Source organism: Pedobacter sp. Leaf194 (assembly GCF_001423945.1).
Taxonomy (GTDB): Bacteria; Bacteroidota; Bacteroidia; order Sphingobacteriales; family Sphingobacteriaceae; genus Pedobacter.
Genome location: NZ_LMPU01000015.1, coordinates 37,250 through 57,137, shown reverse-complemented (window position 1 = coordinate 57,137; position 19,888 = coordinate 37,250). Strand labels below are relative to the sequence as shown.

The window sequence follows — 19,888 nt, the reverse complement described above, 5'->3', positions numbered from 1 at the left end:
ATTAATTTTATACAAATTTGGCATTAGGAAGACCAGGATTTAACAGGGGACCACGTCCGCCTTTTAAGAAAAAAGAAGCAGAACATAACATTAATCAGTACATTAAATCGCCTGAAGTGCGTTTGGCTGGCGATAATGTTGAACCGGGGATTTATCCTTTGGCTAAAGCTTTGGCACTTGCTGATGAACTGGAATTGGATTTGGTAGAGATTTCGCCGAATGCAGTGCCTCCGGTTTGTAGAATTATTGATTACAGTAAGTTTGTTTACGAGCAAAAGAAAAAGCAGAAAGAGATAAAATCGAATGCAAAGCAAACTGTAATTAAGGAGATTCGTTTTGGTCCTAACACGAACGACCACGATTTCCAGTTTAAGCTAAAACATGCAGTGAGTTTTTTAGAGAACGGTGAGAAGGTTAGAGCTTACGTGCATTTTAAAGGTAGAGCAATTGTTTACAAAGAACAGGGTGAAATTTTATTATTAAAATTTGCTCAGGCTTTGGAAGATGTAGGAAAAGTAGAATTATTACCTAAGTTAGAAGGTAAACGTATGTTCCTTACAGTTGCGCCTAAAGTAGCAAAAAAATAAAAATAGGTTTATAAATTAAAAAACAGGTTATGCCAAAAATGAAAACCAATTCCAGTGCTAAAAAGCGTTTTTCGCTTACTGGAACAGGTAAAATCAAAAGAAACAACGCATACAAAAGTCACATCTTAACAAAGATGAGTACTAAACGTAAACGTGCACTTGGAAATGCTAGCATGGTAACAGCAGCAGATACTGGTAACGTTAAACGTATGCTTTGTATCGGAAAGTAATTTATTAATTCACCAGGTATCAGGCTTTAAGTTTCCGGTTAAACGGAACGCCGCTTGCCAAAAAACAACAACAACATGCCACGTTCGGTAAACGCAGTAGCTTCGAGAAGAAGAAGAAAAAAAATCCTTAACCTTGCGAAAGGTTATTGGGGAGCAAGAAGTAAGGTTTATACTGTTGCTAAAAACACAGTAGAAAAAGGTTTGCAATATGCATACCGTGACCGTAAAGTTAAGAAAAGAGAATTCCGCGGATTATGGATCCAACGTATTAATGCAGGTGCTCGTCAGCACGGTATTTCTTACTCTCAATTAATTGGTAAACTTGCTTCAAAAGAAATCGGTTTAAACCGTAAAGTATTGGCTGATTTAGCAATAAATCACCCGGAAGCTTTTAAAGCTGTAATTGATGCAGTAAAATAGAAATTTTCGCTTCGGCGGTAATCATATTTTAAAAAGTCACGATGCAAATCGTGACTTTTTTGTTTAGCGGTAATCCATCTTGAATTTAATTAAATCAGGTTTCTTATTCCTGCCCCGCGACAATTCAAATTCATAAATCGTTCGGCCCAGATTTTTCATAAAAGGATAACATACCGTTTCATATTCGTACTTGTTATCATTAAAAATACCGTCTTCATTGCTTTGTACTACCGCTGTTAAGAAAAATTCAATTCCATTCTCAAAATCTACGAAATAAGAATTGTCGATAATAAAGCCATAACTATCGCCATATTTATTAAAAATCCGAATGCCTGGTTCTGGTTCAATATTTTGTTCGCGGCCATAAAAAAGCATTTTCGCATAAGTTGGCCAAAACGCTTTCGGGTCATACTTCGGATATTTACTTTGTGTTGGGTATTTGCTCATATAAGTGTAAATGAGTTTGTAATCTTCAGCAGTTAATTTATACCGCTCCTGAGCCGGAAAAGCTTCTGGAAAAATTAGTTTCTGCATAAGTTTTTGCTGGTCGTTAATGGCAAAGGCATTTTTATTTTCCAGGTTAAAAGGTTTATTTACTAATCTATCTGCACTGTCGAGATAACCCTTTCCCATCATCGTGTTAGTTAATTGGAGCACATATTCTTTTGGGTCGTATTGGGCCGGTTGTTTATAAACCAGCTTGTCGCCATTATAAAAATTTATTGGATTGGTGTGTTTAGCTGCTTCCCCGGCATCGCCAATGGCTAAACGATTCAAGATTCTGCTGTCATTTAAACCGTTTGCTTTCAACTTTCGATTTAATTCTGCACGCCCTACAAATTCGTAAAGGCGATTGAAAGCATCATTATCACTCGTTAAAAGAATTTTTTTTATGTAATGTTCAATCGATGGTAAGTGATGCTCTGCGGAGGTGTCTTTTGTTACTTTTGTTTGTCCGGCAAATGCGCTGTCTGTTAGCATGGTACTTTTTGACGTTAAGCCCTTAGCCTTTAAACCATTTACTTTTTCCAACGCAAAAATTACGGCTGCGAGTTTTACCGTACTGGCGGGATAAAAATAATGGTGTGGATTTAAATTATAGCTGTATGTTTTGAAGGTAGGCCTATTTTTTTCATCCCGATTTATCTGTGTATATAACACCTGAACTTGATTTTTATCCGGATGGTTTAGTATAGAACTGAACAATTCAGGCTTAGCTTCCATCAATTTTTTCAAAAAAACACTATCTGCTTTTTGTGCGTTTGCAGTTAAACCCATTATAAAAAGTGCTGATGTAAATATCCATCTCATAAATAAAATTTTATCTTAAAGTTAGTTATTTGTAGTACAAAAGCCATTTTACAACATCCATTTTACATCTTACTTAATTTTACTACTTTTGCAGCGCTTTTGGTTTCCGGCTTTACAACCGGAATTAAAAGGGAATGCAGTGTAATTCTGCAACTGTCCCGCAGCTGTAAGCTCCATAACGGTATTTCAATCTAAAGCCACTGTTTTTAAAAAAAGGCGGGAAGGCAGAAAATCCGGGAGCAAGTCAGAAGACCTGCCTTAGCGAATAATTTCATAGCTTTCGGGGATTGAAGCTAGGATTGAGGTACTAAACGTTTTCGTATTTTCATTTCCTTTCCTAATCTGTTGGCTGTGGGCAAAACTCACAATCAAATGAACAAAAAAAGAATTTTAATTGCGGCAAGCCTAGGGTTTGCTCAGTTAAGTATTTGTCAACTAGCTGCTGCGCAAGATAGTTTGCAACTAAAAGATGTCGTTATCACGGCAACAAAAAATGACCAGAAACAATCGCAAACGGGTAAAGTTGTTACCATAATTAGCAGCGAAGTTTTAGAAAGAAGTCATGGAAAGTCTCTTCCGGATTTAATTAGCGAACAAGCCGGAATAATTGTAGCGGGGTCTAGCAGCAATCCAGGGCTGAACAAATCGGTATTTTTCCGGGGTGCAGGAAGTGCATATGCGGTAGTTTTAATTGACGGAATTGTTCAGAATGATCCATCAGGAAATGGCGGTGCTTTTGATTTACGTTTGTTGTCAATAGATCAGATAGACAGAATTGAAATCCTTCGTGGCGGTCAGTCGACCATTTACGGTTCTGATGCTGTTGCAGGCGTTATAAACATCATCACAAAAAAAGGTGGCCCAAAAGGCAATACTATATATGGTGTTGCAAGTGCCGGCAGTTATAATACCTACAAAGGAACCATTGGCTTGAACGGTGGGGTTGAAGGCTTTACCTATAATGTGAACTACACTCAAAACAAAACTGACGGAATCTCTGAGGCTGCAAATCCTGTTGGCAATACCGCGGAGTTTGACAAAGACGGTTTTAGAACAGGCGCCTTAAATGCAAATTTTGGGCTTAAGCTTACAAACCAACTGTCAATTAATCCATTTGTAAGATATTACTATGGAAATTATAGCTTTGACGGCGGTGCTTTTACCGACGCTGGCAACTATTCGATTTTAAAAAATGTAGCCGCAGGTACAAACGCTAAATACGAATTTGGAACAGGAAAAGTAACGTTAAATTACAGCTATGAAAGTACATCAAATGATGCGCATAGTTCTTTTCCAAGTTTTACACAAGGAAAAGTAAACATTGTTGACCTATTTTATAACCAGAAATTAAATGATAAACTCGATTTATTAGTTGGGATTGATAATCGTGTGATGAAACTCACTGCTTCTGGTTCGAACCCAAAATCGAATATTTTTGCAGCCTACAGTTCATTGTTTTTACATGATTTAAGCATTTTCAACTTAGAAGTTGGCGGGCGTTACAATAAGCATGAACAATATGGCGAAAATTACACCTATTCGATTACACCGAGCATCAATATTATCAAAGAAATTAAGCTTTTTGGTACCGTATCTACCGCATTTAAAGTGCCTACATTAAATATGCTTTTCGGGCAATTCGGCGCAAACCTGGCACTTAAGCCTGAAAAATCTCAAAATTACGAGGCAGGAGTTAATTTTAGTTTTGCTGATGATAAGTTTTCCTTACGCGTTGCTGGCTACAAACGTGACCTAAAAGATGCGATAATTTATGCTTATCCCGCAGGTTATGTAAACCAGGTAAATCAAAAAACAAAAGGATTCGAGGTTGAGCCGGCAGTTAAATTAGGTAAATTTAGTTTTAACGGATATTACGCATATGTTGAAGGAAATGAATTTAACTTCGTAGATAATGCAATTGCCGATTATCTTTTCCGCCGCCCGAAACATACATTCGGATTAACTGCCGGTTTGAAAGCCACTGAAAATTTATTTTTGAGTGCTAACTACCGCTACTTTGGCAACCGCACAGACGGAAATTTTAGCACTTATACGGTTGATACCTTGCCAGCATATAAGTTACTTGGTGCTTATGCTGAATATGCAATCGCAGCTAAAAGGGTAAAAATATTTTTCGATGCTAAAAATATTTTGAATGAAAAATACAGTGAAATAATTGGTTACAATAGCTTAAGTTTCAACTTTAATACGGGTGTAACTTTTAATATCCGCTAATAAAATTTAACTTTGCGCTAAAGGGCAGAACACCTTCTAACTAAAATTTATAATATTGGCTGCAGCTGCCGATTAATTACTGCTTTAAACAAATATTTGATACAATAAGAATGGCACATTTAAAATTCAATCCACGTACATTCATTTTATTATTAATGATACTGGCAATAACAGGTTTCCGGTTACTGGTAACTTTTAATTCTGACGAACTAAAGTTTGCTAACTTTTCATCAATTGGGGCGGTTGCTCTATTTGGAGGTGCCTACTTTAAAGACAATCTAAAAGCATTCTCGTTTCCGCTTTTGAGCTTGTTTTTGAGCGATTTTATTTTGTCGACAACGATTTTTAGCAAGTATAGCAACGGTTTTCTTTATGAAGGCTGGTATTGGGTTTATTTGGCTTTCGCCTTAATGGTTTTGGTTGGCCGTTTGATGCTAAAGAATATAAATGTTGTTAACCTTTTAGCCTCTACACTGGTAATTGTGCTCATTCACTGGATTGTAACCGACTTTCCAATCTGGTTTAAAAACCCTGCTTATACGCAAGATTTAGCCGGCTTCTGGCTTGTACTGGAAAAAGCGATTCCATTTGAAATTCGTTTCCTTGAAGGAACATTAATTTACGGCGCACTACTTTTCGGTGCTTTCGAAATATTGAAATCAAGATATCCTGTGCTGAAATTGCAAACTCAAAAAGTTTAGTATCAGCTAATCATAATAATCCTCTTTTGATGTATTTCAAAAGGGGATTTTTTTTAACTTAACCTACAAGCTGATTTAAATGTCAGCTTGAAACCTTGTCTATTCCATAACGCAGAAATCCTTACACTATGAAAGTTGTTTCCTTTTTACCTGCCGCCACGAAAATGATTTATGACATGGGCCTGCAGGATTATCTTCACGGCGTAACCTTCGAGTGCCCGAAAGAAGCTGCTAACATGCCTAAAATAGTAAGGTGTATTTTAGAAGGCAAGAATTACTCAAGCATCGAAATAGACAGGATTTTTTCGGCATCAAAAGCACAGGGAAAAAGTTTATATTGGGTAGATGACGAGCTTCTGGAAAGCATAGCACCAGATATTGTTTTCACCCAGGATATTTGTGAGGTTTGCAATATTGATACAGTTTGTACGGAAACTGCTGTGATGAAGTTAAGCAAACAGCCGACGCTTGTGCCTCTATCGCCAAATAACCTGAAAGATGTTTATGATTGCGCAATAATGATAGCAAAAGCGATTGGTAAGGAAGAAATTGCTTTAAAATATCTCGCCAATCTTCAAAGTAAAACCGACACCATTTTAGATACGCTCCGAAAACATAAAGCACCTTTAAAAAGGGTTATGCTCATGGAATGGATCGAGCCAATTTACAATTGTGGCCATTGGATTCCTTTCCAGATTGCAGCCGCAGGAGGCGTCGATATGCTCTCTAACCCAGCCGGCGACTCTATTGTAACGCATTGGGATAAAATTCTGAAGTACAATCCTGAGGTACTCGTTATAGCGCCTTGTGGCTTCGATATAAATAGAAGTGTCGACGAAATGAGTTTGCTAACCTCCAAATCGGGTTGGGACAGCTTAGATGCAGTTAAAACGAATCAGGTTTTCATTGCCGACTTCGACATGTTTACCCAACCTAGTATTGGTACTTTGGTTGATGGTATTGAAGCACTGGCTTGTATGTTTCATCCTGAAATTTTTGAAGGTAATGAACGCATTAAATCCAAATTTATCAATTACTCAGAAATCGGAATCTTCAAATAATGGAAAAAATTGTTGTACTAACAGGAGCGGGCATAAGTGCCGAAAGCGGGCTAAAAACCTTTCGTGATTCTGACGGACTTTGGGAAGGTTATAACATTCATGATGTTGCTACGCCTGAAGCCTGGGAAAGAAACCCGGAATTGATACAGCAGTTTTACAACGAACGCCGTGAACAGGTATTATCGGCAAAACCAAACCGCGGACATGAAATTCTTGGGGAACTTGAAAATCATTTTGATGTTGAAATTATAACTCAAAATATTGATGATTTGCACGAAAGGGCAGGTTCGACACGAGTTACCCATTTGCATGGCATCATAACTAAATCACAGTCTGACAAAAACCCAAATTTAACCTACCCGATAAAGGGAACCGAAATCAAGATGGGCGAATGCTGCGAGTTGGGTTCTCAACTACGGCCACACGTTGTATGGTTTGGTGAATCGGTTCCAATGATTGAATTAGCTGCCGAAATCTGTAAAAAGGCCGACATTTTTGTTTTGATTGGCACATCGCTGGCCGTTTATCCTGCGGCTGGCTTGTTGGATTTTGTTCCTGCAGCAGTTCCGAAATATGTAATTGATCCAGTTATCCCGAATATTCGACGCTATCAAAACATAATTCCTATTGAAAAGGGTGCGGTAAATGGAATTACTGAACTGCTACACGTTTTGGTTAATGGTTAAAAAAAAGCTTTGCATCTTTAATTGGAGTGGCGGAAAAGACAGCACACTGGCGCTGCATTATGCCTTGCAAGATCCTTCAATAAGTATAAAGTATCTTGTTACTACGGTAACAGAAAAATATAATCGTGTTTCCATGCATGGGGTAAGAGAATCGCTTCTTATCGAACAGGCGAATAGTATCGGTATTCCGCTATATCAAATCAGGCTTCCGGAAATGCCAGATATGGATACTTACGACCGAATAATGCACCATCACCTTTCAATTTTTAAGCAGGAAGGCATCAGTCATTCAATTTTCGGGGATATTTTTCTCGAAGATTTAAGAGCCTATCGGGAAGCAAAACTCAAGGATGTTGGTTTGGAGGCAATCTTCCCACTTTGGCAACAAGACACAAAACAACTTATCCAACAATTTCTAAACCTGAACTATAAAACCATCATTGTTTGTGCCCAATACAATTTAAAATCCTTTTGTGGAAAAGTAATTGATAACGATTTGATAGCCAGTTTGCCTTCGATAATTGATCCTTGTGGTGAAAATGGCGAGTTTCACACTTTTGCATTTGAAGGACCCGTTTTTAGGAACAAAATCGCCTTCGAGACTGGCGAGATGGTGTTTAGAAGCTATAAAAAGCCTTCTGTTAATGATGATTTATCAAGCGAAATAACTGAGGATGATGAAGAACTTGGCTTTTGGTTCGCTGATTTAAAATAAGATTTTTCAAATATTTAAAACATTTTGGCATTATTTTTTCTTAAGTATCAGTAATTAACTAAATCATTCACAAATGAATTTTCATAGTGAGGTTAGGTAGCTAGGAAAAATTAATAAAATTAAAAGTTATGAAAAAGATATTCGTAGTGTTGGCACTTAGTTCAGTAATGTTTGCTTGTAACAATAAAGCAAAAGAAGAAGCGGCACTTAAACAACAACAGGCAGATAAAGAATTAGCAGTTAAGGCTGTTAAGGATAGTTTGAGATTAGACAGTTTTAAAAAAGCAGAAATTGTTAAAAAAGAACAAGCTGCAGAAACGCAACGCCAGGCAGAATTAGCTGCTGCACGTAGAGCAGGAGCGAAATCATCTAGGTCATATGCAAGCTCTGGTGGCGGAACAACTAGTTCTTACGGCGGTACGCAACCAACTGCAAAGAAAAAAGGTTGGAGTGATGCTGCAAAAGGTACAGTAATTGGTGCTGCTGCAGGTGCAGTTGGTGGTGCATTAATCGATAAGAAAAAAGGCCGTGGTGCAATTATCGGTGGTTTGGCCGGAGCCGGTGGTGGTTATTTAATCGGTAGAGGCGAGGATAGAAAATCCGGACGAGTACAACCAAAAAACTAAAGAGTACTCTTTAAATATACGAGGCGGTTATCAATGATGACCGCCTTTTTTTTTGTCAAAATTCGTACTATCTTTAAAATAAAATCCCAAATATGGAATATGATAATGTAGAAGTTGGGCAGGTACAGCATTTCGTAATGTTCTGGCTAAAACCCCAATTAACTAAAACTGAAATTGCAGCGTTTGCTAATTTTTTCGAAGCATTAAAACCGATTAAATACATCAAGACTCTCAACTATGGCTTGGCAGCTGCTACGCCAGTTAGGCCTGTTACCGATAATTCTTTTACTTACGCCCTCACGATAACATTCGCAAACCTTGCAGATCATAATGCATATCAGGAAGACAAGACGCATTTAGATGCTGTAGAAAAATTTTCTAACAATTGGTATCGGGTAGTGGTTCATGATATTGTTATCTCTTCAATGAAATAATAGCAACTAAAAAGCCGTTAATTGATTCATAAAAAACAGCTCTGGTTAATATCGCCGGGGCTTTTTTTATATGTCAACTTTAGCTAGAATGTCACTTATTTGGCAAAAAATCAAACAAAATAATATTCTCTTAGATATAATATTTAATTGACTATCAATAAGTTAAAATAATTTAAGTATTTAAAAACTTAATATAGCTCAACGTTTCGATGTCAAAAATGATTTGATATGCAAAATAAAATTCTGTCTGAACAGATTAATACCTTTAAATCAAATAGTTATAGTTTCTAACTTTAGTATTGATGCCTTTTGTAAGCCAGGTTGAAGTCGCTGCGCATGGTTTTAAAACGTTCAACCACAGTGGCGATAAATTCCTCGTCGAGGATTTCGAATACATCGTTGACACCCCCTCCGCTAAGGTCCAATTCGGCAAGTTTATAACTTTGCTCAAATACACCCTGCTCAAATTTTACGATGTATTTTTGGTTCATAGAAAAAATAGATATTTTACATTCAGGATGTGGAAGTTCTGCTATTACTCTCATGTGTTTATGGTGTTTGTGTATGCGCTTAAATTGCTTGCCCGTTTAAAGTACCATGGCTTTCGATTATTTCAAACCTGGCAAATAACTCTTCAGAATACCATTTGCGTTGCCTTGTAAGCTTAATTACATCAGAATGATCGACTGATTTGTAGGCATAATTCTTCATACATTCTACATTCTCCCAGATTGAGAATGTTGCCTGATCTAGAAACGGATTTTCACCAACGCCGGCTGACAAGATATAGCCTTCTGATTTTCTCATCTCTATTGCCGCTCTTTTGATGTTGCTACGAAACTCTTTCAATTTTTTAAATCGAATAGCAGCACGGGTAATAACCGCAACCCTAGGGTCAGCATTTTTTTTATCTTTAACTGTAAATGGTTGCTTACCAGCCCATAATCCGTGTGATGATAAAGGGTTAAGTAAGATTGTGAATTCTTCAAATCCGAAAAAACGAAACCAATTTATTACGAATGAGTTTTGGTAAAACTGGTCGCAATCAGCTTTATTATCCCATGTTGTGAGTATCGCCCAGTGCTTAAAATCCGGCCCTAAATCAACCTGGGCGTTTTTTCCGCTCCCCATTAGTTTCCAAAAGCGACAGTTCCTGTTAAGCATAAGCGGTAAACGTAAAATTGCCATTCCAATAAACGCAAATGGGATAGTTCTATTTCTAAACTTTGTTATGGTTAAAGCGACAATCATGCTTCATTGGGTTAATTCAGTCAAAACTAATGAAATTAGTGTTAGTTTCACTTCAAAATTTGTCGTTATTGGTCACAATTCTGACTTAATCATTCAGATTTGCGTCATTAATTATCGCAGGCTTTAAAATCAGTTTCTGATGTTTAACTTTGTGGCATGGCAGAAGATTTAATTATAAACCAATCAGTAAGTAAGGAAGCACAGTACCAATCGTTGCTTCCACAAATTGAAGGACTATTGCACGGTGAGTCGGATTTTGTTGCAAACATGGCTAACGTTGCGGCGGCATTGAAAGAACAGTTCCAGTGGTTTTGGGTTGGTTTTTATCTCGTTAAAGGTGACGAGCTTGTATTAGGTCCATTCCAGGGACCAGTCGCCTGTACAAGAATTAAAAAAGGTAAAGGTGTGTGTGGCACATCATGGGCGCAAAGAACAACCCTGGTTGTTCCCGATGTAGATGATTTCCCGGGCCACATTGCGTGTGCTTCAGCATCAAAGTCTGAGATTGTATTGCCCCTGATAAACGATAACGAGGTTATAGGCGTTTTAGATGTGGACAGCGAATTTTTGGATCATTTTAATGACACAGATAAGCTTTACTTAGAGCAAGTTATATCAATCTTATTAAATCAAAATAGCAAGTAAAATTGAAATTATCTCCTGCATATTATTCAAATAATGATGTTGTTTTTTTAGCAAAAGACTTACTGGGAAAGATTCTTTTTACAAAAATTGATGGAGCGGTATCTGCTGGAATCATTGTAGAAACCGAAGCTTACTTTGGGATTCAAGACAAAGCTTCACATGCGTACGGCGGGCGAAGAACTAACCGTACAGAGACGATGTACGCACAAGGCGGTGTTGCATATGTTTATCTCTGTTATGGCATGCATAACCTTTTCAATGTCGTAACCTCCTCAAGAGATGATCCACATGCGGTGCTGGTACGGGCTATAGAACCACTAATTAATATTGCGTTGATTGAAGAACGGCGAAATATGCCGGTTTCGAAACCAGCAATTTCGTCTGGCCCAGGCTCTGCTGCGAAAGCACTTGGTATCGATCGCTCGTTTAATGCGAAAGACTTATCAGGTGACGAAATATGGATTGAAGACCATAACATTTCTTATCCTGCAGAAAACATTACGGCAGCGCCTAGAATTGGCATAGCCTATGCAAAAGAACACGCTTTACTGCCCTGGAGATTTTACGTTAAGGGTAATAAATTTGTAAGCAAGCCAAATAAGCTTTAACCTCAGCAAACAATTCGGGCGCATTCCTGTTTTTCATTCAAATACTTAAAAAAATGAAAAACGAAAAAAACATAGCGATATTAAAAGAGATGGCTGAAAGCGTACGTACCTGTATGTTTACGACCTTTTCTTCAAGTGATGAACTTGGAAGCCGGCCAATGGGTACTGCAAAAATAGAAGACGATGGAAGCATTTGGTTTTTCACAAATGAATACTCGCTAAAATCAAAAGAAATATCCAAAGAAAACAATGTATTGCTGGCCTACAGCGACCCTTCTAAAAATACATATTTAACAGTTAAAGGGAAGGCAGAACTTGTTGATGATAAGGTAAGGAAAGAATCTTATTTCTCGCCATTTGTAAAAGCATGGTTCCCTGACGGGGTGGAAGACCCAAGATTGATTCTGATAAAAGTAACGCCAGATGAAGCTGAATATTGGGATTCTTCATCATCAAAATTTGTGGTGCTGTTTAGCATTTTAAAGGCTGTTGTTACGGGTGACACGCCAGATATTGGAAAACATGATACTATGAAATTCTAGAATATTAAACTTCTTTTAAAAGCAGGTTTGGAAACAATACCTGCTTTTTTTGTAATATTGAATAATGAATTTCGAAAACAATTTAAGTTTTGCAAAAGCGCTGGATGAGGCAGACGAGTTGAAAGGCTTTAGGGACAGATTTCTTTTTCCAAAACATGCTGATAAAGAATTTATCTATTTATGTGGCAACTCTTTAGGATTACAACCTAAAGTTGCAAAGGAGGTTATAAACAGGCAGCTAGATAATTGGGCGAATTATGCAGTAGAAGGTTGGTTTGATGGCGCTGAACCCTGGATGTTTTACCACAAGGAGTTGAAAGAGCTTATGGCGCCAATTGTTGGTGCAAATCCAATCGAGGTTTGTCCAATGAACACCCTGACAGTTAATCTTCATTTGCTGTTAGTGAGTTTTTACAAACCCAGTGGAAAACGTTTCAAAATAATTATGGAAGGTGGCGCCTTCCCATCCGACCAATATGCCATTGAGAGTCAGGTGAAATTCCATGGACTTGATCCAAATGAGGCGATTATTGAAGTGTACCCGCGTGAAGGTAGTGATGTGTTGGCAACCGAGGATATTATTGCTGAAATTGAAAAACAAGGTGATGAAATAGCGTTAGTCCTTTTTGGAGGAATTAATTACTATACCGGGCAATGGTATAATATGGCGGCTATTACAAACGCAGGGCACCAGGTTGGAGCGATTGTTGGCTGGGATTTAGCACATGCAGCTGGCAACGTACCTTTAAAACTTCACGATTGGGGTGTAGACTTCGCCTGTTGGTGTTCTTATAAATATCAAAATTCTGGTCCTGGTGGTATAAGTGGTATTTTTGTGCACGAGAAGCATTTTAACAACACATCGTTGAACCGTTTCGCTGGATGGTGGGGATATAAAGAAGACAAACGTTTTTTAATGGAAAAAGGATTTATACCGGAAAGCGGTGCTGACGGTTGGCAGATTAGTTGTTCGCAGGTTATTCCTATGGCTTTATATCACGCTTCACTTGGCATTTTTCGGGAGGCAGGATTTATCGAGCCTTTAAGAGCTAAGAGTATTAGTTTAACTGCTTATCTGGAGTTTATTGTTAATGAGGTAAATAAGGAAATTGGAATAGCACAATATAAAATCATAACGCCTGGCAATCCATCAGATCGCGGAGCGCAATTATCAATTATTGCGAAGGAAAAAGGAAAGCTCATATTTGATGGTTTGGTGGAAAATCATGTGCTCGGAGATTGGCGTGAGCCGAACGTTATTAGATTGAGTCCGGTTCCGCTATACAATTCTTTTCAGGATATTTATCAAGTGGGGAGAATTTTAATGCAGTTAACCAAAAAAATTATTATAGATACGAATGATTAATTATAACCCGAAAGACTGGTTCACTTTCATATTTCATATTCATAAAGCAGATACCTTTAGGAAGTTATGGCCATTGATGTTAAGCGTTGCTATATTCTCGGCATTCATATCTTTTTTAGAATTACACGTCTTCAAACTCTCTAAAAGCGATTATGTTAGCAATATTGGCATGATGCACAGTTTGCTTGGTTTCGTGATTTCAATGCTATTGGTTTTTCGTACCAATACCTCTTACGACAGGTGGTGGGATGGCCGAAAGTTATTAGGTGCGCTGACAAACGTGAGCAGAAACTTTGCCATGAAAATTAAGGCGCTAAACCTGCCCGAAAACGATACACGTTTTTTTGAATACGGTATTCCGAAATATGCGTTTGCACTTAAAGAACATCTACGCGAGAAAAAATACTTCGGCAAGAACAGTTTTTTGATAGAAGTCGAGGGTACAAAACACATTCCGAATCAAATCGCGAGCAGTATGATTTCCCGGCTTTACGAATTGACATCGCAAAACCTGATATCGCAGGAGCAGCTAATCGTGTTAACCAATGATGTAAATCAGTTTACAGATATCTGCGGTGGATGCGAGCGTATAAAAAATACGCCAATCCCGTTCTCGTACAGTGTATTTATAAAAAAGTTTATCTTCATTTATGTGCTGACGATACCAATAGGTTGGGTGTTCAGTTTGGGCTATTACCTGGTTCTTATCGTTCCCTTTATCCTTTATGTGTTGGCGAGTTTGGAGTTAATAGCTGAAGAAATAGAAGATCCTTTCGGGGAGGATGCTAACGACCTGCCGGTTGACGTAATTTGCAATAATATTGAAAAGCACGTTGAAGAGATTTTGAGTAAATGATAAAGATTGCCTGGCATCCAATATACGCCCATCCGCTTCCTGAAGGGCATCGTTTTCCAATGCTGAAATATGAGCTAATTCCTGAGCAACTGCTTCATGAAGGTGTAATTGAGCCTGAGAATTTATTTGAACCAGAACCAATAGCTGAAGACATTATTCTGCTTACGCATGATAAAATGTATTGGCAGCTACTAAAAGCGTTAACCTTGCCGCCAAAAGAACAACGTCGGATTGGTTTTCCGCTGAACGCAGAATTAGTTGAGCGGGAACTAAGAATAACGCAGGGAACAATTGATGGCGCTAAGTTTGCGATGAGGGAAGGGGTGGCTTTTAATGTTGCGGGCGGAACACACCATGCAGGAAGCAATTGGGGCGAGGGATTCTGTTTATTAAATGACCAGGCGATAACCGCTAATTATCTGTTGAATAATGATTTAAGCAAACGGATATTAATCATTGATTTAGATGTTCACCAGGGAAACGGTACTGCAGAAATATTTAATAAGGAATCAAGGGTTTACACTTTCTCCATGCATGGGGATAAAAATTTCCCCTTTCGGAAAGAAACATCAAATTTGGATGTCCCTTTGCCAGACAATATTGAAGATGAAGCCTATTTGGATGCGTTGACAGTTAACTTAAAGAAGGCTTTTGCAGAGGCAAACCCTGATTTTGTTTTTTACTTATCAGGTGTAGATGTTCTTTCCACAGATAAGCTAGGGAAGTTGGCGCTTACAAAAGCGGGATGTAAGGAGCGAGATAGGATTGTTTTGGAAGCCTGCAAAACAAAAAATCTTCCCGTTCAGGTAAGTATGGGTGGCGGGTATTCTGCTGATATAAAAGACATCGTAGATGCGCATTGTAACACTTATCGGCTTGCCTTCGATATGTTTACTTAATGCTATGGGATTGCATCTTAATTGCTGTATTAGCCAATTTCTCGTTTTAAACAATAAAATTTTTTCACATCAAACAGCTTGTCGCTTGCCTACGGCTATGTTTTCACCATTAGTCATCGCTGTTGTTCGAAAGATGAAATCAGTCTTTCAAAATAAAAATATCCTTATCTTCACCGCATGCTGGAGGTAATTTATCAGGACGATTATGTAATTGCGATTAATAAACCACATGGTTTGCTGGTGCATCAGTCATCAATTGCCAGAGATGCGAAAGAATTTGCACTACAGCTACTACGCGATCAGGTAGGTAAACATGTGAGTCCGGTGCACCGGCTAGATAGAAAGACGAGTGGTATCTTACTTTTTGCTTTCGATAAAGACTCAGAAGTTGCTTTGCATCAACAATTTATGAATGCAGAAACAGATAAAAAGTATCTGGCTATCTTACGGGGTTTTACACCAGATAATATGGAAATTGACTATCCATTAGCCAAAGAAAATGGTAGCATGCAAGATGCTTTTACAGCATTTAAAACGCTGCAACGAGCAGAGGTAGACGTAGCATTCGGGAAGCATTTAACCTCCAGATACTCTTTAGTGGAAGCAACCCCTAAAACCGGCCGAATGCACCAGTTGAGGAGGCATTTTAGCCACATTTTACACCCGATTATTGGCGACAGAACACATGGTTGCAACAAACAAAACAAGTTTTTTTTAGAGCAGTGGAACATGACAACAATGCTCTTGCATGCATCGGCATTATCTTTTACCCACCCAAAAACATCAGAACGTATTCACTTGCAGGCAGATTTGCATGATGAGTTTAGAAGGGTGATGGGTTTTATGAAAATGAGCCTGTAGCACAATTTTTTTTTCGAAAATCTGTTTATTAATCATCTATGAATAAATACTTACGTTTAGCTTTCCCAATCTTAGCGCTTTTTGCCAGCAGTTGTTCTTCAGTTTATATGCCCAATGTGCCTAACACGCCCATGCTTAGTCAGCAAGGCGAATTTAGTGGTGGAGGTCACATTTCGCTTAAGGGAAATGCAAGTATTAACGGCGCCTATGCAGTTTCTAATCATATTGGTGTTTTGTTTAGCGGTTCTACGATGAACAGCGAAAGGCGAAGTAAAGATTTCGGACACAAGCTAATAGAAATAGGCGGCGGTTATTTTGATACTTTCGGGCCAGACAATAACCGCATTATCGAAATTTATGGCGGCGTTGGAAAGGGGTGGAGTGATATCACATTTCGTGATTATAAGGACGATGTATTGGTGAAAAGTGAGGTTCAGGAAGTTGATTACAGAAAGTCTTTTCTGCAAGTGAACTACAGCTCGAAACGTAAAAATAATTTCAGGCTATTTGGTAAAGATTTTCCGATAAATTATGGTACTGCACTGAGAATAAGCCATGTAAAAATGGACAGATTTTTCTTGAATGGTGTTGTTCAACCAAAAGAGGATAATATTTTCTTCGAGCCGATATTTTTTACCAGGATGGGTTTAAATAAAAACATACAACTCCAATATACAACTAGTAGCAATATTGGTTTAAAAAACCGCGATTATATGTCTGCCGGCAACTCAATTTTTACCATTGGTGTTGTGGTAAATGTTGGTGGAAAGTAACCCATTCTGCCTTTGCGACACCGATTGCCTTCTATCCTCAGGAAATAAACCCATGATCTAAACCTTTAAGTTCAGCGATTTAGTTTTGTTCTGAAACCTAAGGAAAAGTAGGATAGAAGCAGTTAGTAAACCAAAAGTAAGGCCATACCAGATTCCATTTACACCCAGGTTGAAATGGAAGCCCAGAACGTAGCCAACCGGAATTCCAACAACCCAGTACGCTAAAAAAGTGATGAAGGTCGGCATATTAACATCGCCAATTCCACGCAGGACGCCCAGGCCAACTACCTGTGTTCCATCAAATAGTTGAAAAAAACCGGCAATAATGAGCAGTTGCGCTGCTATTTGCACAACTTTCAAATCTTCGGTATAAATAAAAGGCATCACATTGTGTGCAAGTACAAAAATGATTGCCGTACAACTCATAAACAAGAGAATTACATGATAACTGGCAATGGCTGATTTTCTTAAATCGCTAAAATTGTTTTTGCCAAAATTATTACCCGTTTTTATGGTCGCCGCCGAAGCAATTCCACTGGCAATCATGTAGGTCATTGCTGCCAGACTAATCGCAATTTGATGTGCGGCCTGTTCTACCGAGCCAATGGTTCCGATAAGGACAGCTGCACCACTAAAGGCGCTAATTTCGAAAGAATATTGCATGGCAACTGGCGCACCAATTTTAATAATTTTTAGAGCTCGTAATTTGTCAATCATGGTTATTTTAAACTCCACCAGGTACTTTTTAAAATTTTCAGATTTCAAAACGTAAATTGCCATAACTGTAGCCATCAGAACCCTATCAATGAGCGTACTTAAGCCAACACCACTTACGCCCATCGATTGTATTCCAAACATTCCTTTCACGAAAACAATGCCCAGAATGATGTTAACAATGTTCCCCCAAATTGAAACGAACATGGCTTGCTTGGTAAAACCTAATCCTTCTGCAAACTGCTTAAATGTTTGAAAAATCAGTAGCGGAATAATCGACACAGAAAGTAGGCCCAGATAAGGTTTTGCGTAGTAAACGACCGCTGGGGTTTGATGGAGATTATCAATGATTAACAGTACACCAAAATGTACCAGGATGTAAAGGAAAATACCGACTAAAACATTTATGATTAAGCTGTTTGATAGCAATTTGCCACATTCTTCGTAATTCTGCCGACCATTTTCCTGAGCAATCAGCGGCGTTAATCCATAGGAGATTCCCAGGCCAATTACCATGATGAGTATGAAAATACTGTTTACCAGAGATACTGCAGCAAGTTGTGTAGTGTCTGTAAAATGCCCAACAATAACACTATCTGCCATGTGTACAAGTGTGTGGCCAACCTGCGAGCCAACAATTGGCAATGCCAGGTGAAGATTTTCTTTATAATATGGCTTGTATTTGGCGTAGATTTTCGAAAACATAAGTGGGGCAAAGGTCTGATTTTTAACGCTCAAAATGGCGCCTTTAAAGAATTTGTTTGAACATTATCAAGAGAACCCGACAGCTCGGTTGGTTAAGGTATTTAAACCCTCAATATCAGGGAAATAGAATACGGCAAGCTTACTTTACCGCCGTAAAATATTCTTCTTTTTCGGAAGTATGGGTTTTGACTACGTTGGTTAGAATTAAATTAACCAGAATTTTTTGCGCCTTTCTGAAGGAACACCTAAGCAACTTACTCAATTGCTTTAAAGTAATGCGTTCATTTTCCTCCAGATATCTAAGTAATTTTTGCTCATTTTCAGAGTAGGAAATAAGTACACCGCCATCTTTATTATCATGTTTCAAAACCTCTACAATAATTCTGCTTGCTAAAACACTTTTATCATTGATACGAATATAGGCCCACCATTTCTTCTGGTCATCTAACGCATAATGTGGTTTAGTATCGCTTTCAGGAATATTTACTACCAAAACCAGTTTGTCATCAACATAAATTTCTTCGAAGTTAGGTTCAATAGCAGGCTTACAAAATTGATGTGCTGAGGTTAAAATCATATATTTTTCTTCATCCTCAGATTTCACGCCTTTAATTGTACCATCGTCGGCAACACCAATTAGTAATTTGCCGCCTCTGTTATTGGCAAAAGCGACCAAACTTTTTGCTATCTTCTCGGTGCTGGTAATGGTTTTCTTGAAATCGAGGTTTACGCCCTCGCCCTGCAAAATTAAATTCTTAATACTCGGCATAACGGCATCTTAATAGGCAACCCTAGGCATTTCGCCTTGGTGCAGGTTTCGGATATATACTTCATTCATCACAGTAGCACAGAGTTCGCCTTCTTTATTTGTTATCTCCATTGGATAGGCTTTAACAAACTTTCCGACAGTTTTTAATGCTTCCTCCGCTTCGGCAATCATAACTTCGGTTACACGAATGGTAAAATATAGATTACCGCGACCCGGTTTGAGGTACTGAATAGAAGCACTTTTTAGCCAGACGCGAACTTTAAATCCTCGTCTTTGCATAAGTTGATCGAATAACAAAGCATAAAAAGGGTCGGTTGCCGCATAAATAGTACCACCGAAAATAGAGCCGTTGTAATTTTTGTTTAAAAAGCTTTTGCTAAGTTTTACTGAACAACTTGTGAAATCACCTTCAAACTTTTGAACCCAAATGCGCTGAAAAAACAATGGTGGATATAGGCGCATCACCCATTTAAGCGTGTTTTGAGAAATAATCATATTTACTAATATCAGAAAGATTTATCAGCTTTTAAAGTTTTGCCGCGGATGTTTCCGTAATATTTTAGTAAATTCGAACTATGCATGTTTACGATACAGTTACGGCTGCTTTAGCCGATTTAGATAGCCGGGGATATAATTTAGATTTCAATCTGACGGCCGAAGCCCTTGAGTGTAAAGAAATTGATTTACTCTTAATGCCTGAAGAATTTGAAATTGATGAGGTGTACCGATTTGAGGGGATGACTGACCCTGCAGATAGTTCTGTTGTATATGCAATTTCATCCAATGTTGGCAATTTGAAAGGCGTATTGGTTGATGGTTATGGCGTTTACGCAGAGAATGTTTCGCCACAACTTCTCGATAAGTTGAAAATTCATCATGAGTAGGTTTAGATA

Annotated in this window: 25 protein-coding genes and 1 riboswitch; of the genes, 19 read left to right on the top strand and 6 right to left on the bottom strand. The window is 38.3% G+C overall.

Features of this window, described 5'->3' with window-relative positions:
• Positions 1–17 precede the first annotated feature (17 nt).
• The 3 genes from infC to rplT all read left to right on the top strand — a co-directional run bounded on the left by infC (position 18) and on the right by rplT (position 1,237).
• Complete coding sequence (infC, locus tag ASG14_RS19745; protein WP_056872808.1) at positions 18–587, top strand: translation initiation factor IF-3; 570 nt, start codon at positions 18–20, stop codon at positions 585–587.
• A gap of 29 nt (positions 588–616) precedes the next feature.
• Positions 617–817 (top strand): 50S ribosomal protein L35, encoded by a 201-nt coding sequence (gene rpmI, locus ASG14_RS19740; protein ID WP_056872807.1) that lies wholly within the window; start codon positions 617–619, stop codon positions 815–817.
• A gap of 75 nt (positions 818–892) precedes the next feature.
• The gene (rplT, locus tag ASG14_RS19735) at positions 893–1,237 is read left to right on the top strand and encodes a 50S ribosomal protein L20 (RefSeq protein WP_056872855.1); all 345 of its coding nucleotides are present in this window, start codon (positions 893–895) and stop codon (positions 1,235–1,237) included.
• Positions 1,238–1,300: 63 nt separating this feature from the next.
• On the opposite strand, the gene ASG14_RS19730 is transcribed toward rplT, so the two are convergent.
• Positions 1,301–2,548, bottom strand: a complete 1,248-nt coding sequence (locus ASG14_RS19730) for a serine hydrolase (protein WP_056872806.1) — start codon at positions 2,546–2,548, stop codon at positions 1,301–1,303.
• Between the two features lie 83 nt (positions 2,549–2,631).
• A riboswitch (cobalamin riboswitch) is annotated at positions 2,632–2,824 on the top strand.
• A 96-nt stretch (positions 2,825–2,920) separates the two neighbouring features.
• On the opposite strand from ASG14_RS19730, the gene ASG14_RS19725 reads away from it, so the two are divergent.
• The 7 genes from ASG14_RS19725 (at position 2,921) to ASG14_RS19695 (ending at position 9,006) form a co-directional block, all read left to right on the top strand.
• On the top strand, positions 2,921–4,783 hold the full coding sequence (locus ASG14_RS19725) for a TonB-dependent siderophore receptor (RefSeq protein WP_157275027.1): 1,863 nt from the start codon (positions 2,921–2,923) through the stop codon (positions 4,781–4,783).
• 110 nt (positions 4,784–4,893) lie between these two features.
• Complete coding sequence (locus ASG14_RS19720) at positions 4,894–5,484, top strand: DUF6580 family putative transport protein (RefSeq protein ID WP_056872804.1); 591 nt, start codon at positions 4,894–4,896, stop codon at positions 5,482–5,484.
• 128 nt (positions 5,485–5,612) lie between these two features.
• Positions 5,613–6,545, top strand: a complete 933-nt coding sequence (locus ASG14_RS19715; RefSeq protein ID WP_056872803.1) for an ABC transporter substrate-binding protein — start codon at positions 5,613–5,615, stop codon at positions 6,543–6,545.
• Positions 6,545–7,231, top strand: a complete 687-nt coding sequence (locus ASG14_RS19710; protein WP_056872802.1) for a Sir2 family NAD-dependent protein deacetylase — start codon at positions 6,545–6,547, stop codon at positions 7,229–7,231. Before ASG14_RS19715 ends, ASG14_RS19710 begins: the two co-directional genes overlap by 1 nt.
• Positions 7,224–7,946, top strand: coding sequence for an ATP-binding protein (locus tag ASG14_RS19705; RefSeq protein ID WP_056872801.1), 723 nt, complete (start codon positions 7,224–7,226; stop codon positions 7,944–7,946). Before ASG14_RS19710 ends, ASG14_RS19705 begins: the two co-directional genes overlap by 8 nt.
• 128 nt (positions 7,947–8,074) lie before the next feature.
• Complete coding sequence (locus ASG14_RS19700; RefSeq protein WP_056872800.1) at positions 8,075–8,572, top strand: YMGG-like glycine zipper-containing protein; 498 nt, start codon at positions 8,075–8,077, stop codon at positions 8,570–8,572.
• Between the two features lie 92 nt (positions 8,573–8,664).
• The gene (locus tag ASG14_RS19695; protein WP_056872799.1) at positions 8,665–9,006 is read left to right on the top strand and encodes a Dabb family protein; all 342 of its coding nucleotides are present in this window, start codon (positions 8,665–8,667) and stop codon (positions 9,004–9,006) included.
• Positions 9,007–9,299: 293 nt separating this feature from the next.
• Here the strand turns inward: ASG14_RS19695 and ASG14_RS19690 are convergent, their stop codons facing one another.
• Positions 9,300–9,551, bottom strand: a complete 252-nt coding sequence (locus tag ASG14_RS19690; RefSeq protein ID WP_056872798.1) for a hypothetical protein — start codon at positions 9,549–9,551, stop codon at positions 9,300–9,302.
• 25 nt (positions 9,552–9,576) lie between these two features.
• Positions 9,577–10,257 (bottom strand): DUF3291 domain-containing protein, encoded by a 681-nt coding sequence (locus tag ASG14_RS19685; RefSeq protein ID WP_056872797.1) that lies wholly within the window; start codon positions 10,255–10,257, stop codon positions 9,577–9,579.
• Positions 10,258–10,413: 156 nt separating this feature from the next.
• Between ASG14_RS19685 and ASG14_RS19680 the strand changes: the two genes are divergently transcribed.
• The 8 genes from ASG14_RS19680 to ASG14_RS19645 all read left to right on the top strand — a co-directional run bounded on the left by ASG14_RS19680 (position 10,414) and on the right by ASG14_RS19645 (position 16,807).
• Entirely contained in the window at positions 10,414–10,902 is a 489-nt protein-coding gene (locus ASG14_RS19680) for a GAF domain-containing protein (RefSeq protein WP_056872796.1), read from the top strand.
• A gap of 2 nt (positions 10,903–10,904) precedes the next feature.
• Entirely contained in the window at positions 10,905–11,510 is a 606-nt protein-coding gene (locus ASG14_RS19675; RefSeq protein WP_056872795.1) for a DNA-3-methyladenine glycosylase, read from the top strand.
• A 53-nt stretch (positions 11,511–11,563) separates the two neighbouring features.
• Positions 11,564–12,052, top strand: coding sequence for a pyridoxamine 5'-phosphate oxidase family protein (locus ASG14_RS19670; protein WP_056872794.1), 489 nt, complete (start codon positions 11,564–11,566; stop codon positions 12,050–12,052).
• 64 nt (positions 12,053–12,116) lie between these two features.
• Positions 12,117–13,418 carry a kynureninase gene (gene kynU, locus ASG14_RS19665; RefSeq protein WP_056872793.1) on the top strand — a complete coding sequence of 434 codons (1,302 nt, stop codon included), beginning with the start codon at positions 12,117–12,119 and terminating at the stop codon, positions 13,416–13,418.
• Positions 13,411–14,274 carry a bestrophin family protein gene (locus ASG14_RS19660; RefSeq protein WP_056872792.1) on the top strand — a complete coding sequence of 288 codons (864 nt, stop codon included), beginning with the start codon at positions 13,411–13,413 and terminating at the stop codon, positions 14,272–14,274. Before kynU ends, ASG14_RS19660 begins: the two co-directional genes overlap by 8 nt.
• Positions 14,271–15,173, top strand: coding sequence for a histone deacetylase (locus tag ASG14_RS19655; RefSeq protein ID WP_056872791.1), 903 nt, complete (start codon positions 14,271–14,273; stop codon positions 15,171–15,173). Before ASG14_RS19660 ends, ASG14_RS19655 begins: the two co-directional genes overlap by 4 nt.
• Before the next feature lie 177 nt (positions 15,174–15,350).
• Positions 15,351–16,034, top strand: a complete 684-nt coding sequence (locus ASG14_RS19650) for a pseudouridine synthase (protein WP_056872790.1) — start codon at positions 15,351–15,353, stop codon at positions 16,032–16,034.
• Positions 16,035–16,072: 38 nt separating this feature from the next.
• Positions 16,073–16,807: a hypothetical protein gene (locus ASG14_RS19645; protein ID WP_056872789.1), complete on the top strand. Its 735-nt coding sequence runs from the start codon at positions 16,073–16,075 to the stop codon at positions 16,805–16,807.
• A 57-nt stretch (positions 16,808–16,864) separates the two neighbouring features.
• Here the strand turns inward: ASG14_RS19645 and ASG14_RS19640 are convergent, their stop codons facing one another.
• The 3 genes from ASG14_RS19640 to ASG14_RS19630 form a co-directional block, all read right to left on the bottom strand.
• Positions 16,865–18,226: an MATE family efflux transporter gene (locus ASG14_RS19640; protein WP_056872788.1), complete on the bottom strand. Its 1,362-nt coding sequence runs from the start codon at positions 18,224–18,226 to the stop codon at positions 16,865–16,867.
• Between the two features lie 139 nt (positions 18,227–18,365).
• The gene (locus tag ASG14_RS19635; protein WP_056872787.1) at positions 18,366–18,995 is read right to left on the bottom strand and encodes a helix-turn-helix domain-containing protein; all 630 of its coding nucleotides are present in this window, start codon (positions 18,993–18,995) and stop codon (positions 18,366–18,368) included.
• A gap of 9 nt (positions 18,996–19,004) precedes the next feature.
• Positions 19,005–19,490, bottom strand: a complete 486-nt coding sequence (locus ASG14_RS19630; protein ID WP_056872786.1) for a DUF4442 domain-containing protein — start codon at positions 19,488–19,490, stop codon at positions 19,005–19,007.
• A gap of 80 nt (positions 19,491–19,570) precedes the next feature.
• On the opposite strand from ASG14_RS19630, the gene ASG14_RS19625 reads away from it, so the two are divergent.
• Positions 19,571–19,879 (top strand): hypothetical protein, encoded by a 309-nt coding sequence (locus tag ASG14_RS19625; protein ID WP_056872785.1) that lies wholly within the window; start codon positions 19,571–19,573, stop codon positions 19,877–19,879.
• Positions 19,880–19,888: the final 9 nt, after the last annotated feature.

Excerpts from the sequence above, each read along its gene's own strand:
- ASG14_RS19640 (WP_056872788.1), bottom strand. The coding sequence starts at position 18,226 with ATGTTTTCGAAAATCTACGCCAAATACAAGCCATATTATAAAGAAAAT.
- ASG14_RS19685 (WP_056872797.1), bottom strand. The coding sequence starts at position 10,257 with ATGATTGTCGCTTTAACCATAACAAAGTTTAGAAATAGAACTATCCCA.
- ASG14_RS19670 (WP_056872794.1), top strand. The coding sequence starts at position 11,564 with ATGAAAAACGAAAAAAACATAGCGATATTAAAAGAGATGGCTGAAAGC.
- ASG14_RS19725 (WP_157275027.1), top strand. The coding sequence starts at position 2,921 with ATGAACAAAAAAAGAATTTTAATTGCGGCAAGCCTAGGGTTTGCTCAG.
- ASG14_RS19635 (WP_056872787.1), bottom strand. The coding sequence starts at position 18,995 with ATGCCGAGTATTAAGAATTTAATTTTGCAGGGCGAGGGCGTAAACCTC.
- ASG14_RS19630 (WP_056872786.1), bottom strand. The coding sequence starts at position 19,490 with ATGATTATTTCTCAAAACACGCTTAAATGGGTGATGCGCCTATATCCA.
- rplT (WP_056872855.1), top strand. The coding sequence starts at position 893 with ATGCCACGTTCGGTAAACGCAGTAGCTTCGAGAAGAAGAAGAAAAAAA.
- ASG14_RS19650 (WP_056872790.1), top strand. The coding sequence starts at position 15,351 with ATGCTGGAGGTAATTTATCAGGACGATTATGTAATTGCGATTAATAAA.
- ASG14_RS19695 (WP_056872799.1), top strand. The coding sequence starts at position 8,665 with ATGGAATATGATAATGTAGAAGTTGGGCAGGTACAGCATTTCGTAATG.
- ASG14_RS19720 (WP_056872804.1), top strand. The coding sequence starts at position 4,894 with ATGGCACATTTAAAATTCAATCCACGTACATTCATTTTATTATTAATG.
- ASG14_RS19700 (WP_056872800.1), top strand. The coding sequence starts at position 8,075 with ATGAAAAAGATATTCGTAGTGTTGGCACTTAGTTCAGTAATGTTTGCT.
- ASG14_RS19715 (WP_056872803.1), top strand. The coding sequence starts at position 5,613 with ATGAAAGTTGTTTCCTTTTTACCTGCCGCCACGAAAATGATTTATGAC.
- kynU (WP_056872793.1), top strand. The coding sequence starts at position 12,117 with ATGAATTTCGAAAACAATTTAAGTTTTGCAAAAGCGCTGGATGAGGCA.
- rpmI (WP_056872807.1), top strand. The coding sequence starts at position 617 with ATGCCAAAAATGAAAACCAATTCCAGTGCTAAAAAGCGTTTTTCGCTT.
- ASG14_RS19730 (WP_056872806.1), bottom strand. The coding sequence starts at position 2,548 with ATGAGATGGATATTTACATCAGCACTTTTTATAATGGGTTTAACTGCA.
- ASG14_RS19655 (WP_056872791.1), top strand. The coding sequence starts at position 14,271 with ATGATAAAGATTGCCTGGCATCCAATATACGCCCATCCGCTTCCTGAA.
- ASG14_RS19690 (WP_056872798.1), bottom strand. The coding sequence starts at position 9,551 with ATGAGAGTAATAGCAGAACTTCCACATCCTGAATGTAAAATATCTATT.
- ASG14_RS19705 (WP_056872801.1), top strand. The coding sequence starts at position 7,224 with ATGGTTAAAAAAAAGCTTTGCATCTTTAATTGGAGTGGCGGAAAAGAC.
- ASG14_RS19625 (WP_056872785.1), top strand. The coding sequence starts at position 19,571 with ATGCATGTTTACGATACAGTTACGGCTGCTTTAGCCGATTTAGATAGC.
- ASG14_RS19680 (WP_056872796.1), top strand. The coding sequence starts at position 10,414 with ATGGCAGAAGATTTAATTATAAACCAATCAGTAAGTAAGGAAGCACAG.
- ASG14_RS19645 (WP_056872789.1), top strand. The coding sequence starts at position 16,073 with ATGAATAAATACTTACGTTTAGCTTTCCCAATCTTAGCGCTTTTTGCC.
- ASG14_RS19710 (WP_056872802.1), top strand. The coding sequence starts at position 6,545 with ATGGAAAAAATTGTTGTACTAACAGGAGCGGGCATAAGTGCCGAAAGC.
- ASG14_RS19660 (WP_056872792.1), top strand. The coding sequence starts at position 13,411 with ATGATTAATTATAACCCGAAAGACTGGTTCACTTTCATATTTCATATT.